Source organism: Niabella sp., from assembly GCF_030150205.1.
In the GTDB taxonomy this organism is placed as follows: Bacteria; Bacteroidota; Bacteroidia; order Chitinophagales; family Chitinophagaceae; genus Niabella.
In genome coordinates this window covers 25923-39481 of sequence record NZ_JASLGT010000018.1, presented here as the reverse complement: position 1 = coordinate 39481, position 13559 = coordinate 25923, and the positions used below count along the sequence as shown (strand labels likewise).

Annotated in this window: 14 protein-coding genes; 9 read left to right on the top strand and 5 right to left on the bottom strand. The window is 46.3% G+C overall.

What is annotated here, in order from left to right:
• Nucleotides 1-50: 50 nt before the first annotated feature.
• Nucleotides 51-1223: a DNA polymerase IV gene (gene dinB, locus Q1V85_RS15445; protein WP_300601365.1), complete on the bottom strand. Its 1173-nt coding sequence runs from the start codon at nucleotides 1221-1223 to the stop codon at nucleotides 51-53.
• A gap of 107 nt (nucleotides 1224-1330) precedes the next feature.
• Here dinB and Q1V85_RS15440 point away from each other — a divergent pair, with 107 nt between their 5' ends.
• Nucleotides 1331-1666 (top strand): hypothetical protein, encoded by a 336-nt coding sequence (locus Q1V85_RS15440; RefSeq protein ID WP_300601364.1) that lies wholly within the window; start codon nucleotides 1331-1333, stop codon nucleotides 1664-1666.
• Here Q1V85_RS15440 and Q1V85_RS15435 read toward each other — a convergent pair.
• Complete coding sequence (locus Q1V85_RS15435) at nucleotides 1663-2130, bottom strand: DinB family protein (RefSeq protein ID WP_300601363.1); 468 nt, start codon at nucleotides 2128-2130, stop codon at nucleotides 1663-1665. The two genes, Q1V85_RS15440 and Q1V85_RS15435, sit on opposite strands and share 4 nt — an antisense overlap.
• Nucleotides 2131-2551: 421 nt before the next feature.
• Between Q1V85_RS15435 and Q1V85_RS15430 the strand changes: the two genes are divergently transcribed.
• Nucleotides 2552-3448: a DUF4382 domain-containing protein gene (locus Q1V85_RS15430; protein ID WP_300601362.1), complete on the top strand. Its 897-nt coding sequence runs from the start codon at nucleotides 2552-2554 to the stop codon at nucleotides 3446-3448.
• Nucleotides 3449-3653: 205 nt separating this feature from the next.
• Nucleotides 3654-5387: an SGNH/GDSL hydrolase family protein gene (locus Q1V85_RS15425; protein ID WP_300601361.1), complete on the top strand. Its 1734-nt coding sequence runs from the start codon at nucleotides 3654-3656 to the stop codon at nucleotides 5385-5387.
• On the opposite strand, the gene rimM is transcribed toward Q1V85_RS15425, so the two are convergent.
• Both rimM and rpsP read right to left on the bottom strand, forming a co-directional pair.
• Entirely contained in the window at nucleotides 5384-5905 is a 522-nt protein-coding gene (gene rimM, locus Q1V85_RS15420; RefSeq protein WP_300601359.1) for a ribosome maturation factor RimM, read from the bottom strand. The two genes, Q1V85_RS15425 and rimM, sit on opposite strands and share 4 nt — an antisense overlap.
• Before the next feature lie 74 nt (nucleotides 5906-5979).
• Entirely contained in the window at nucleotides 5980-6435 is a 456-nt protein-coding gene (gene rpsP, locus Q1V85_RS15415) for a 30S ribosomal protein S16 (RefSeq protein WP_090389462.1), read from the bottom strand.
• 454 nt (nucleotides 6436-6889) lie between these two features.
• Between rpsP and Q1V85_RS15410 the strand changes: the two genes are divergently transcribed.
• The 5 genes from Q1V85_RS15410 to Q1V85_RS15390 all read left to right on the top strand — a co-directional run bounded on the left by Q1V85_RS15410 (nucleotide 6890) and on the right by Q1V85_RS15390 (nucleotide 11275).
• Nucleotides 6890-7372, top strand: a complete 483-nt coding sequence (locus Q1V85_RS15410; protein ID WP_300601357.1) for a hypothetical protein — start codon at nucleotides 6890-6892, stop codon at nucleotides 7370-7372.
• A gap of 7 nt (nucleotides 7373-7379) precedes the next feature.
• Nucleotides 7380-8297, top strand: coding sequence for a hypothetical protein (locus tag Q1V85_RS15405; protein WP_300601356.1), 918 nt, complete (start codon nucleotides 7380-7382; stop codon nucleotides 8295-8297).
• Between the two features lie 123 nt (nucleotides 8298-8420).
• Nucleotides 8421-9569 (top strand): beta-ketoacyl-ACP synthase III, encoded by a 1149-nt coding sequence (locus Q1V85_RS15400; RefSeq protein WP_300601355.1) that lies wholly within the window; start codon nucleotides 8421-8423, stop codon nucleotides 9567-9569.
• Nucleotides 9570-9748: 179 nt separating this feature from the next.
• On the top strand, nucleotides 9749-10159 hold the full coding sequence (locus Q1V85_RS15395) for a hypothetical protein (RefSeq protein WP_300601354.1): 411 nt from the start codon (nucleotides 9749-9751) through the stop codon (nucleotides 10157-10159).
• A gap of 84 nt (nucleotides 10160-10243) precedes the next feature.
• Nucleotides 10244-11275 carry a BtrH N-terminal domain-containing protein gene (locus tag Q1V85_RS15390; protein ID WP_300601353.1) on the top strand — a complete coding sequence of 344 codons (1032 nt, stop codon included), beginning with the start codon at nucleotides 10244-10246 and terminating at the stop codon, nucleotides 11273-11275.
• Nucleotides 11276-11284: 9 nt separating this feature from the next.
• On the opposite strand, the gene Q1V85_RS15385 is transcribed toward Q1V85_RS15390, so the two are convergent.
• Nucleotides 11285-12673 carry a DUF3472 domain-containing protein gene (locus Q1V85_RS15385; protein WP_300601352.1) on the bottom strand — a complete coding sequence of 463 codons (1389 nt, stop codon included), beginning with the start codon at nucleotides 12671-12673 and terminating at the stop codon, nucleotides 11285-11287.
• A 128-nt stretch (nucleotides 12674-12801) separates the two neighbouring features.
• Between Q1V85_RS15385 and Q1V85_RS15380 the strand changes: the two genes are divergently transcribed.
• Nucleotides 12802-13377, top strand: coding sequence for a TlpA disulfide reductase family protein (locus tag Q1V85_RS15380; RefSeq protein ID WP_300601351.1), 576 nt, complete (start codon nucleotides 12802-12804; stop codon nucleotides 13375-13377).
• The last annotated feature ends 182 nt before the right edge of the window (nucleotides 13378-13559 follow it).

Here is a 13559-nt window from a genome sequence, read left to right as displayed (position 1 = left end):
CGCAAATATAGGGTAAAGCTGTTAAAAGGAAAAGAATCGTCAAAAGAAAATCATTTTTTACCGGTTGATGGCGTTTTCCGGGTAACGGCTTTGGAAACCGCTTCTTTTCCAAAGCGGTTCTTAATGGCATCCACGGCTTTGTATAAGTTCATTTTTTCATCCTGGCGGTTGAATAAGTTCATCTGCATGCCATCATCCGCCAGCTGGCTAAAACGCACGCCAATAAGGCGCACCGGGCGTCCTTTCTGGTAAAATTTGTCAAAGATCGCCTTTGCTTTTTGAATCAGTTCATCATCCAGCGCTGTGTAAGCCATCGATTCCTGCCTGTTGGTGGTTTCAAAATCGCTGTAGCGGATTTTTACAGTGATACACCCTGTTAGTTTATTGTCCTGCCGCAGATCATACGCATTCCGTTCCGTAAGTGCAATGAGTTTTTTATACAGGAAATCTACATCCGTTTGGTTTTCATGAAAAGTAGTTTCATGGCTCATACTTTTCTGATCCCAGCGGCCTTCCACCTCCCCGCTACCGATGCCCTGGGACTTACGCCAGAGATCTTCGCCCCATTTGCCCAGCTGACTTATTAACAAATCTTTGGGTGTAAGCGCAATATCTTTAATCGTATGCAGCCCCAGTTTCCGCAGCCGCTGCTCTGTTTGTTTGCCCACACCGTTGATTTTTTCAATACCCAGGGGCCACAAAAAATCCTTTTCCTTCCCGTGCGGCACCTCTAAAAAGCCATTGGGCTTGGCTTCATTGGTGGCCATTTTACTGATAAATTTTGCAGAAGACAATCCGCAGGAAATGGGCAGATTGGTTTCCTTAATGATGTATTCCCGCAGCTGGCGTGTATACCGGCTTACCCCAAAGAACCGGTCCATACCGGTAAGATCGCAGTAAAACTCATCAATCGAAGCTTTTTGATACAACGGCACTTTTGATGCAATGATTTCTGTTACCAGTTTTGAATAGTAGCTGTATTTTTCATAGTTACCCCGCAATACGATGGCCTGCGGACAAAGCCGCATAGCACGCTGCATGGGCATTGCGGAATGCACTCCGTATTTACGGGCCTCATAGCTGCAGGTAGATACAACGCCCCGGGTTGCTGAGCCGCCTACGATCACCGGTTTCCCTTTCAATGCAGGATCTAACAGGATTTCTACCGCCACAAAAAAGGAATCCAGGTCAAAATGAACGATATAAGATTTCGGGTCTGCCACCTCTCCAAAGTTAAAAACCGGATGCTATACCTGAAGATTTATTTACCGGATGTTGCATTTTGCCCCTCTATCGCGTTACAACTTATATCTATACAAATGATCGTCAAATGAAAATACTCAAACCAATCACGTTACTAACAGCTGTAATAACGTTGCTTGCCTGTCATAAAAGCAGCATCAGCAGTAAAAACTGCGATGAATTCTGGATTGCAAAAGCCCAAAAAGAATGGATGCCCCTATCCAGCTGCAGCCCCGAATTCAAACATTATTTGGGAAAAGGCATTTACAAAGACACGGTACTGTATTATACCAGCATCAGCTGTGTAAACTGCGATATCGCTCCGCCACAATATGGTTTTACCTGCAAAGGCGATACCGTACGGGTGGCGAATTGGGCGGAAGTAACCGATACAAAGATCCTGGCTACCTGCAGGAATCTTTAATCAACCGACCGGAGGTATTTTTTGATCATCACGATCTGCCCCAGGTGGTAATGGGCATGCTCCACCTGTCCCTGGAAGTTTTTATAGGCGCTGGAATGTTCCGGCAGCACCGGGGCGTCCAGTTTTTCTTCGTCAAAACCACGGATCACGGCTGCCAGGTCCTGCGCCGACCGGAACAGTGCCGTTTTCAACGTTTCCCAATGCTCCGGAGCGGCTTCCGGTACATCAAATCCATTGTGCACCGCAATAACCGGCATTAATCCCCTGCCCCGCTCAGCAACAATCCCATTCCAGTAGGCAATATGGTTTAGCAACGACGCGATGGTATTGACTGAAAAAGGCACCGGCGCAAATGCTTCCTTCCAGTCAATGTCATGGATCGTATCGGCAATGGCCACGCTGGTCCAGTTGTTTCCCAGATGCACATCTGTCAGATGCTGTGCAATCAAATCTGTTTTCTTCATAGTGCTTATTTTAGATGGGCGTTAAAAAATCAGCTACAAGATACTCCATTTCTTCACTCCCGCCGGCGGGAAGGGCGCTATAAAAAATATAACACAACTATTTTAACAGGTTGTATAAACAAGCTTTCAGACCATTTTTTGGATTTTTTTGAGATTCAAATATAAAAACCTGTCTATCCCGGATAAGAGCCGGCAGGATCTGACCTTGTTTACAGTTTTTTTTGCGGCTGTGATTTTGTAACCAAATCGGTTCGTTCCTTTTTTGTGTACAGCTTTTTTGTGTACAAAATTCTTGTACACAAATCTTTTGTACACAACTTCGCCGCTTCAATGCGGATCCGTTTACCTGCGCTTCATTAAATCTTCATCTTACCCGCCCAACTTCGGTTTAAGGTTTAAACCCATCTATAAAATCTGTGTTATGAAGCAAACTTTTTTAACTGCCGCCCTTGTGGGTTTAGGCAGTTTTCTGATGATTTCCTGCAATAAAAACGATTCTCAAACCGGTAACCAGGCAACCGGCCCCAACACATTCTCTGTTTACCTGACGGACGCTCCCGTAAATTATGACGCTGTATTCATTGATATTGTTTCCATTGAAGCAAAAATCGACTCCAGCACCCATAAAAACGACGACCACTACGGAGACCAGGATGACGATCATAATGACTATGATAAGCGGGTGAACGATCATGATCAATATGGAAAATGGACGAATTTAAATGTTGTCCCCGGGTTATATGATGTTTTAAAATTAAGGAACGGACTGGATTCGCTGGTGGCACAGGCGAATGTAAATGGTACGGTGCGGAAGATCCGCATTCAATTGGGTGATGGCAGCTACCTGATGAACGGAGGCACAAAGTATCCGCTTACCCTCGTTAATGATGCCAACAAAAAGAACTATGTATATATAAAACTCCGTAAAGAAGACCGTGATGAGGATGACGACAACCAGAAGATCTCCGGAGTAAAAGTCTGGATCGACTTTGACCTGGGCCGGTCCATCATCGAAAGAAATGGCAAATATTACCTGTTGCCGGTATTAAAAGCGTTCTGCGACCGGAAGTCCGGAAAAATTGAAGGCAAGGTACTGCCTGCGGATGCGGCAGCCCTTGTTAAAGCCATTAATGGTACCGATACGGCCACCGCATTGCCCGATAAACGGGAAGGATCATTTAAGATCCGGGGTCTCAAAGCCGGTACGTACAAGGTGTGGTACCAGTCTACAAACGGATACAAAGACACGACGATCAACAATGTGGTGGTAACACCGGGTAAAGAAGTGAAATTACCCACGGTGGTTCTGAAAAAATAGCAACGGCTTTGGCACCGGTTGGTGCAATTGCAAATAAGGGCTGTGCAGAATACGCATGGCCCTTGTTGTATATGGGCCCATTCTCCTAACCGGCCAGCCGGCGATTACGCTCTTTTGATTATAATACATTATTTTAGATGCCGGATTGACCTCCATAACGATGCATCCTTTTCAGACATCCGGTTCTAATTTAAAAAATCAATAAATGATCGCACGCTTAATCACGACTTGCCTGCTCGCCTTACTAAGCCTTGCTACCATTGCCCAAACAAAATGGTATAACCCGTTAACCGCAACAGCACCCGTAATTCAAAACCAGGGATGGACGGATGAGATCGGCCGTTCCTTTACCCGCTTGCCGCAACGGGCTGAAACGGCGGTACGTAAGGCCGTTTGGAACCTTTCAAAAAACGCGGCCGGTCTCAGTATCCATTTCTATACCAATGCGCCTGAAATTACCATCCGCTATAGTGTGGCCGGCGCATTTGCCATGAACCATATGCCCGCCACGGGTGTTTCCGGAGTTGATCTGTATGCCATTGATGAGGACGGCAACTGGAAACGGGCCTGGGGCTCCTATGATTTTTCGGATACGATCCGCTACCAGTATCAGCATCTTTTTGCCAGCCGCTATCATAAAAAGGGATTTGAATACCGCTTGTTCCTGCCCCTTTATAACAGTGTAAAATGGATGGAAATAGGCGTACCCGAAAATGCTTATTTCGAATTCATCCCGGTACTAAAAGAAAAACCGGTGATTGTTTACGGAACCTCGATCGCCCAGGGCGGATGTGCATCCCGGCCGGCAATGGGCTGGACGAATATTTTATCGCGCAAGCTCGATTACCCGGTGATCAACCTGGCCTTCTCCGGGAACGGTCCGTTTGAAAAAGCCGTAGTGGACCTGATCAATGAGCAGGATGCCGCGGCCTATGTATTTGACTGCCTCCCCAATATGGGCGCACTTTCGCAGGATGAAGTGTATAACCGGGTGCTTTATGGCGTAAAAGCCATCCGTAAAAATCATAAAGCGCCCATCCTGCTTACAGATCATATCGGGTATTTTAATGATCAAACCGACTCTACACGGGCCGCGGTATGGCAACAGCTGAATGCCACGCAATGGAAGGCCTATACCGAACTAAAGAAGCAGGGCATCCGGGACCTCTACTATCTTACACGGGATTCCATCCGGTTCCCGGTGGATGGCACCGTAGACTATGTGCATCCGAACGACCTGGGCATGCAGGCCTATGCAGATGCCTATGAACCGGTGCTGCGCGCCCTGCTGAAAATGCCCGAAGGAAAAACCGGTACCACAAGGCCGGTAAGCCAACGCAGGGAGGCCGGTGGATACGAGTGGAAAAAAAGACATGTACAGGAGCTTGAGCTAATCCAGGAACGCCCGCCGGTAAACGTAATCATCGGTAATTCCATTACCCATTACTGGGCCGGTGAACCCAAAGCACATGTAGCAAGAGGCGAAAAAAGCTGGAACCAATACCTGGGCAATTTTCAAAATATGGGGTTTGGCTGGGACCGTATTGAAAATGTGCTGTGGCGGGTGTATCATGGAGAACTGGATGGATTTGCCGCAAAGAACATTGTACTGATGATCGGTACCAATAATATCGGGGGCAACACGGATGCCGATATCGTAAGCGGCCTGGCTTTTTTACTGCAGCAGATCCGGCAACGGCAACCAACGGCCAACATAAAGCTTGTAGGTATTTTTCCCAGGAGAAATACGGAAGTACGGATTGCATCCCTGAATAAACAATTAGCGGCAGTTGCTAAAAAAGGCCGGTTTGTATTTGCTGATCCCGGGAAACTGCTGCTGCTGCCCTCCGGAAAAATTAATGAAGCGTTGTTTACTGATGGACTGCATCCCAATGAAGAGGGATACGCGCGGCTTGCAAAAGCAGTTGCCGGTTTTTAACCCAGGTAAATCTCCAGCAGCCCGTCCGGCAATTTTACGGTAATATTCCGGTACTGGTGATCGACCTTTTTCAGGCTTTCTTCATGCAGGGGAATCAGCACTTCCTTACCACGCACCGTAAGCCGGCAGAGCACCTGGTGGGGCTGTTCAATGATTTCCTGTATAACACCCAGCACCTGCTTCCCGTCTTTTACGGTATACCCCAAAAGACTGATCGGCGCTTTTTTATTAGCATAGCGTTTAAAATCGGCGCCGCTGAACCATACTTCCTTCCGCAGCAACGGCTTTGCAGCTTCGGGTGTTTGCACGTCTTCCAGCTTTATGTACGCTTCTTCCTCATTCTTTTTACGCACCCCTTCCACAAACCAGGGTAAGAAGCTTCCCGTGGCATCTTTAATAAAAAGCTGCTGCAGCCCCTCAAACGATGTATCGCCCAACGCATGTTGAAGGATCACCTCTCCTTTAAGTCCGTAGACGCCTGCAATTTTTCCAATGCTGATATAGTCTTCCTGTTTCACTGTTATACACGGTTGTCGAATAAATAAAAAGCGGCCCTGAGCCGCTTTTTATTTTAAGAATCATTTTTCTACTATTATTCTCCGTTGCCTTCAGCGTTTGCTTCAGGAGCAGCAGTTCTGCGCGGAGCAGCGCTGGCCACTCTGCGTTTAGCTTTTCTTTCTTCAATCGCTTTTGCAGTACGTTTTTTAATTTGCTCGTCATGCTCTGCACTCCAGGCGGTGAATTTCTGCATCGCAGCAGCTTCATCAAACAGTCCCAGTTTTACACCACGTAATAAGTGTTTCAGGTATAATACACCTTTAAAGCTTAAAATACGACGCACAGTGTCTGTAGGAGTTGCTCCTTTATTCAGCCATTCCAGTGCTTTCTGACGATCCAGTTCAATTGTAGCAGGAATAGTCAGAGGATTGTACGTACCTAATTTTTGGATGAATTTACCATCACGGGGGCTTCTAGCGTCCGCTACTACGATAAAGTAGAAGGGTCTCTTCTTTGACCCATGTCTTTGCAATCTAATCTTAGCTGCCATTTTAAATAGAAATTTAAGGCTTTTAAAAAAAAATATTTATTCCCATACACCTTATATGGGGCACCAAAAGTAACTCATTTTTGAATAATAACAGTCACATTTTGACAAGTTTAAAAAAAATGACGGATTTTAAGATTTTCTTATCAGGAAGCTGGCCGCTTCCTTAAAGATTTTTAAAAAGACGAACTTCTTATTCGAAACGGATGCAGGATCCACGTTCTTTTTTTGTCATCTGATGAAAATACGCAACCGGATACAACTTGCTTAAAATCAATTCATTTTATACTGATACTCCCGATTTTTAACAATTAAAAAAAATACATCAAACAACTACTGTTTCTTTAATTTCATCCTTAAAAGGATAACAGCAATAGAAAGTATGAAACCAGCGACGAAATCCTGTAAATGCTGGCTGATACTCTCAAATAATCCGTTACTTTTGCAAACTTTATTTATGACGAAGCGGTTTTTAACATTTATTGGAACGATCGGGTTGTTGCTCCTGACCATCAATACTGTTACAGCACAATCAAAGGCAGCGTTTTATACAGCGCTGGCCGGCGGCTCCGTAAAGACCATTGATGCACAGATCGGCCAGGTAGCCGGTTACACCACGGCTGCTGAGGCCCCGGCTTTTATTGGTGCGCTTGAAATGCGAAAGGCAGGGTTGGTTACCGTGCCCGCCAAAAAACTTTCAATTTTTAAACAGGGGCATAAAAAACTGGAATCGGTTATTGCCGCTCATCCCAGGGAGGCAGAGTACCGTTTTCTCCGTTTAATGATCCAGGAAAACGCCCCCAAATCGTTGGGATACTCTAAAAACATTGCAGAAGACAGCAAAATGATCCAGGACCAGTTTGCCTCACTTCCCACTGTTACCCAGCAAAGTGTAAAAAACTACAGCAAAAAATCAAAATCACTGTCGGGCCTTTTATAATTCAGGTATGAGCAAGCATGTATTAGCGGTTTACTTTTCACAATCCGGGCAAACAAAGGAGATCCTTGATTCCTTTTTGCAGCCACTGCTTGCGGATGGTGTTTCTGTAGATTTTTTACAGGTGCAAACCCAGCATTCGTTTCCGTTTCCCTGGAGCATTCCTGCATTTTTCGATACGGTTCCGGAATCGGTGGATGTGATCCCCACCGCGCTAAAACCCTGGTCGGTACCCCGGCAACAATACGACCTGGTGGTGCTGGCCTGGCAACCCTGGAACCTGTCGCCCAGCATCCCGATCAACTCCATTTTACAGGATGCTGCATTCAAAACACTTATAAAAGACACCCCATTGCTCACCATTTGCGGGTGCCGCAATATGTGGATCAATGCCCAGGAAAAGAATAAAAAATTGCTCCAGGAGGCCGGTGCCCGGTTGGTAGGCAATATTGCGCTGTTTGACCGGCATCTGAATCACCTTAGTTATTTTACCATTTTTCACTGGCTGGGCACGGGCAGAAAAGACCGCAAATGGGGTATTTTTCCGAAACCCGGTGTGGCGCCAGCCGATATTGCCAATGCCTCCGTTTTTGGCACTACGGTAAACCGGCACCTGCAATCCGGCAACTGGCAGGGATTGCAGCAGGAGCTGGTGCAGCAAAAAGCGGTGGAGGTGAAGTATTCCCTGATGTATATTGAGCGCAAAGCCGGAAAAATATTCAAAAAATGGGTAGCCATTATCAATAAACACCCGCAAAACAGAAAAAAAATACTTGTAGCCTATAAATATTATCTTGCAGTAGCACTACTGATTGCGTCTCCTATTATTTTATTAGTAGATTTGATCCTGGTGCGCCCGTTCAGCCAAGGGAGGATCCGGCGGCAAATGGACTATTATGCAGGTGTGGAATGGAGGGAAAAGATTTAATTGCGCAAAGATCAGTAACCGTACTGTAGTTGAAGGGTGCGATCCCGCTTTTAGCGGGACAGGCTCCGGAAAAGCCCGATAATAACGTTGGGCGTATAAAAAAATAAATGATTAAAAAACATTATGAACTTGAACGACGTTTATATTAACCGTACCGCTCATTATTTTCCCAACAGCCCGGTGTCCAACGACGAAATGGAGGAGTACCTGGGCTATATTAATGGAAAACCATCCAAATCCAGACGCATCGTTTTGAGAAACAACGCCATTACCAACCGCTATTATGCGTTGGAAAAAGGCGGAAAGATCACACACACCAATGCCCAGTTAACCGCGGAGGCCATTAAAGAATTGTTTAAACAGGACCGGGAAGGCATGAAACAGGTAGATGTGCTTTCCTGCGGTACTTCATCGCCCGACCAGATGATGCCCTCTCATGCCGTAATGGTGCATGGCTGGCTGCCGGAGTTGGACTCTATTGAAGTGGTATCTCCGGCCGGCGTATGCTGTGCGGGCATGCATGCGTTAAAGTATGCGTATATGTCGGTAAAAACCGGTGATGCCGCTACTGCGGTTGCCACCGGATCTGAGCGCTTTTCGGCCTCACTGGTAGCCAACCAGTTTGAGGATGAAGTGCATAAGCTGGAGGCCCTGGAGGAAAATCCCTATATCAGCTTTGATAAAGAATTTTTGCGCTGGATGCTGTCGGATGGCGCTTCCGCGTTCTTAATTTCCAATAAAAAGAATGAAGAAGGCCTGAGCCTGAAGATTGAATGGATGGAAGGCATTTCTTATGCCGACCATATGGAAGCCTGTATGTATATGGGCGCCGAAAAACAGGAAGACGGGCATTTAAAAAGCTTCCTGGAATTTAATCATGAAGAGCTGAACGAAAAATCGATCCTGAGCATTAAACAGGATGTGAAATTGCTGAGTCCGAATATTGTGCCGCTGGGTGGAAAGCTGCTGCCGGAATTGTTTGAGCGCCGCGGACTGAACCCGGATGATATTACGTGGTACCTGCCGCATATGAGCAGCAACTTCTTTAAGGATAAAATATACGACGAGCATATTAAGCTGGGTCATCATATTCCTTACGAAAAATGGTTTGTAAACCTGAGCACAGTTGGTAACGTAGGTGCTGCTTCTGTTTATTTTATGGTGGATGAACTGTTTAACAGCGGCAAGCTGAAAAAAGGCGATAAGGTGTTCCTGCTGGTGCCGGAAAGCTCAAGGTTCAGCTATATGTATGCATTGCTTACGGCGGTGTAAGAAAGTGAATGGTCTATAGTGAATAGTGAAAAACACAAAATGTTTTTCACTATTTTGTTTCAGCTATGTAAAAACCGCGAGATTTTGCGAGCATCTCGCGGTTTTTACATACCTCGATTTAGCGAATATTATATCGCTAATTTTTATTAGTTTGCCTCACTTAAATTTTTTTTCAGGATATGAAAAAAGAAGAAATCCCGCAGGACAATGGTGCTCTTGGCAAAATAGCCAAAGAGGTAACTTATGTGGTTGATGAAAATGGAAACTACTCCACCGGACAAAGTACCGGCTGGGACGTAAAAACAGAGGCATTGAATGTGGCCTGGCATGATGTGGAGGCAAAGATCGAAGCGGCCAAACAACAGGTACTGGCCGGCACAGCCAGCCCGATCCTGTATTTTATGGAGAAGAAGATCATGGATCTGAACATCATGTCCTCCTACACCGGCTATTGGAAATGGACCATCAAAAAGCACCTGAAGCCCGCTGGTTTTCAGAAACTACCGGAAGATAAACTGAAAAAATACGCCGCCCTTTTTGAGGTAAGCGTAGAAGAATTAAAAAATCCGTTTAAGCAAAACAGGGAATAGCAAGTAGCGAGCAGGGAAATCAGCCCTATTAACTATTCGCCATTGACCATTGACTATTACCTTCTCACTCCTAATAAAAAAAACTTGGAACTTCAACATACAAACTTTAAACATCTCCAGGCAGCTCATTGCGAGAACGGCGTTACCACAGCATTATTGCGGCATTACGGTATTACAAAAATTACCGAACCCCTGGCTTTTGGCATGGGATCCGGGCTATTTTATATACAGCTGCCGTTTATGAAAGTGAATGGCGGTCCGGCCATTTCTTTCAGAACCATGCCCGGGCTGATCTTTAAGCGCACCTGTACCGCACTGGGCGTTCCGGTTACCCGGAAAAAATTCCGTTCGCATGAAAAAGCCATGCAGGAGCTGGATGAGCGCATACTCGCGGGCAAGCCTACAGCCTGCCAGGTTGGTGTTTTTTACCTGACTTATTTTCCCAAAGAATACCGCTTTCATTTTAACGCACACAACCTGATCGTTGTAGATAAAAAAGGAGACGATTATTATATCAGCGATCCCATTATGGAAGGACTGGTTACTATGAATAGCTACGAACTGGAACGCGTGCGTTTTGCTAAAGGTGCTTTTGCGCCACGCGGACAAATGTATTATCCCGGCGATCATTTGAAGGAGCCCACAGATGAACAAATGAAACAGGGCATTATCAAGGGTATCAAACGCAACTGCCGGGATATGTTACATATTCCGGGATCATTTGGCGGTGTGAGCGGCATTGCTTATACCGGCCGGCAGATCAAAAAGTGGAAGACCAAACTGGGCGATGAAAAAGCCCGCAGCTACCTGGCCCAGCTGGTGCGGATGCAGGAGGAGATCGGCACCGGTGGCGGTGGATTCCGGTTTATATACGGAGCCTTTTTGCAGCAGGCACACCCCTATTTAAAGGCCGACGAGCTGTTTGATCTCTCCAAACAATTTACTGCAACGGGTGACAAATGGCGGGATGCCGCCATCCAGGCTTCCGGCATCTATAAAGGCCGGCTGAATACCCAGGCCGACTATGACAATATGGGCGACCGGTTGATTGAAATATCTGCAATGGAAAAACAGGCGTTTCAGCAACTGAAAGCATTGATGGGGAAAATGAAATAATTTAACGGATCAGTTGCGGAGGTCCTGGTGTCCCTCGTTTTTCAGGGCTTCTGTTACCCGTGCCTCAAATTTTTTAAGATCCAGGGATGGCGGGGTTTTTAAAACCGGCATTTCATTCTTAGTTTTTACAGTTGGTGTATAACCGCCCGCCGCCATGTAAAAACGATCCGGATATTTTGACGATACGCCCTGTTCATAATCTACCCGCTGACCGGTTTTGCCATCGGTATTGGAAAAGCGCACTTTATTAAAGTTGATCCATTTATTAGAAACGGCTTCCACACCCCAGGCATTGTAATAATACGCTTCCCGGCGCAGCTGACCGTTGGTATAGCCGTAGTTTTCAAGAAAAGAATAAAAGCCGTCGAAAAAACGCTTTTCATGAGGCGCCCGCCAGGAGGCAATGTAATGCCAGCCCTCATTTGCTACCTGGTACCATGCTGAAAGCACTACGGAGTTATTTTCCTGAGGCAATACATTCATTAAAAACTGCACCGGCTTACCCGTTTTCCAGTTGGCATCCTTTACAAAAGATTGCCCGCCCGTGCCTTCACCGCCAAATGATTTAACCGTAGTAGCCGGATCCTTGTCTACCAGGCTTACAAAATCGGCCTTTGTGATACTGGAATCCTTTTCGGCGTCTTTGCTGTCCCAAACGGAAAACAAAACCCTCCGCTCTGTGGGTGCATTGGTTTGTATACCCAGGTACCCGCGGTAAAACCCCAGGGACATATAATAGGTATACAAGGGATCTTCGCCCTCCGGAACCAGGATTTCCTCGTACAGCCAGTTATAGGATTTAGTAGTCGGCTCTGTAGTACTGAATGACAGGTGCACCGATGGCGTTGACTGGTAATTGATAAAATTCACCCAACCATCCGGTGTAGCCGTCCGGAACAATAGTGTTGTGATGGTAATGGCTTGCTCCGGATCTGTTACGGGTGTCAGTGTATATTTATAATAGCCTTCAGCTGGGATCTTAACATGCATTCCATATAAGGTATCCTTTCTCCCGGTTCCGTTAAATGCAAGATCACGGCTTACCGGCTTCAGTTCCGGTTTCGGATAGGTGCTGTTTACATCCAGTTTGAAGCGTAATTTTTTACCGGCGGTAACCTGGTTGTCGAAATACAGGTCATAAGCTCCCGGCTTTTGATAGACGACCCAGGAAACCCGTTTGTTCCTACTCCGCCACCGGCTGATACTACCCGTGCTTTCCGGATATCCAACCGGGATGGAAACACCCGGATCACCCGGCGTAAAAGGCTCTGCGTATGCTTTATTAGCAGGTATGGCAAATTGTTTCATTTCTGCTGATGAACCAGGCGACTGCGCCCGCAGTCCGGAAAATGAAAAAAGAAAACAGCTTAAAGCCAGTACAAGGCGGCAACGGTACATATACAAAAGATTTTTATACGCGTGAACCTCAAAAATAACGGCTGCCGGGCGGTTGACAAACATTTATTATTTTTAATGCCCTGCAAATCAAAAGGGTTCAGGAGATTGTGTTTTATCATTGTAAAATAATGTCTAAAAAAAACGTACAGAACCTTATTACCATCGGCCTCTTTGCCCTGGCCCTGGCACTTTTTGTATTTCCCGAATTCAAGGCAGTGGTCCTTCGCGGGTTGATGAAAGTGGGATTCTTTCAACCGCGGGTAGAGACCACCAAAACAGCACCACCGGAAGCCGCTGCCACATCGGTACAGTTTATTACCGCAACCGGCGAAACCTATACCCCGGAATCCTTCAAAGGAAAAGTAGTGTTTATTAATTTTTGGGCAACCTGGTGTCCGCCCTGCATTGCGGAAATGCCGGCGATCAGCGAGCTCCAGGCCGCGCTTAAAAACCATCCCAATATGGTATTCCTCCTGGTAGATGCGGACCAGGATCTGCCCAGGGCAACGGCTTTTATAAAGAAAAAACAACTCGATCTGGAGGTATCCAGCTTCCGGGGAACGGTGCCTGCCTCCTGGTATAGCGGTACCCTGCCCACCACCCTGGTACTGGATAAAACGGGTACCCTGGTGTACCGGCACGAAGGAACAGCTGATTTCAGCAATAAGAAGTTCCGGGCGTTTTTGGAGACATTACTGAGATAACAGAATGCTAAAGATTCATCGCGCAACGATACAACTATGGACCCAGGTTTAGGGTGTGCTCCCTATAGTTTATACGTTAACCGCAACGTACGCGAAGCATCCGCAATGGACGCAATGAGAACCCTATAAATCTTAATGCTTTCCTTAGCGAACCTCGCGGAAACCCTCGTGCTCCTTGCGGT

What these genes read in the sequence shown, in the direction of transcription:
- Q1V85_RS15435 (WP_300601363.1), bottom strand. Translation starts at nt 2,130, where the DNA reads ATGAAGAAAACAGATTTGATTGCACAGCATCTGACAGATGTGCATCTG.
- Q1V85_RS15430 (WP_300601362.1), top strand. Translation starts at nt 2,552, where the DNA reads ATGAAGCAAACTTTTTTAACTGCCGCCCTTGTGGGTTTAGGCAGTTTT.
- Q1V85_RS15385 (WP_300601352.1), bottom strand. Translation starts at nt 12,673, where the DNA reads ATGTACCGTTGCCGCCTTGTACTGGCTTTAAGCTGTTTTCTTTTTTCA.
- Q1V85_RS15410 (WP_300601357.1), top strand. Translation starts at nt 6,890, where the DNA reads ATGACGAAGCGGTTTTTAACATTTATTGGAACGATCGGGTTGTTGCTC.
- Q1V85_RS15425 (WP_300601361.1), top strand. Translation starts at nt 3,654, where the DNA reads ATGATCGCACGCTTAATCACGACTTGCCTGCTCGCCTTACTAAGCCTT.
- Q1V85_RS15405 (WP_300601356.1), top strand. Translation starts at nt 7,380, where the DNA reads ATGAGCAAGCATGTATTAGCGGTTTACTTTTCACAATCCGGGCAAACA.
- Q1V85_RS15380 (WP_300601351.1), top strand. Translation starts at nt 12,802, where the DNA reads ATGTCTAAAAAAAACGTACAGAACCTTATTACCATCGGCCTCTTTGCC.
- rpsP (WP_090389462.1), bottom strand. Translation starts at nt 6,435, where the DNA reads ATGGCAGCTAAGATTAGATTGCAAAGACATGGGTCAAAGAAGAGACCC.
- Q1V85_RS15395 (WP_300601354.1), top strand. Translation starts at nt 9,749, where the DNA reads ATGAAAAAAGAAGAAATCCCGCAGGACAATGGTGCTCTTGGCAAAATA.
- Q1V85_RS15440 (WP_300601364.1), top strand. Translation starts at nt 1,331, where the DNA reads ATGAAAATACTCAAACCAATCACGTTACTAACAGCTGTAATAACGTTG.
- Q1V85_RS15400 (WP_300601355.1), top strand. Translation starts at nt 8,421, where the DNA reads ATGAACTTGAACGACGTTTATATTAACCGTACCGCTCATTATTTTCCC.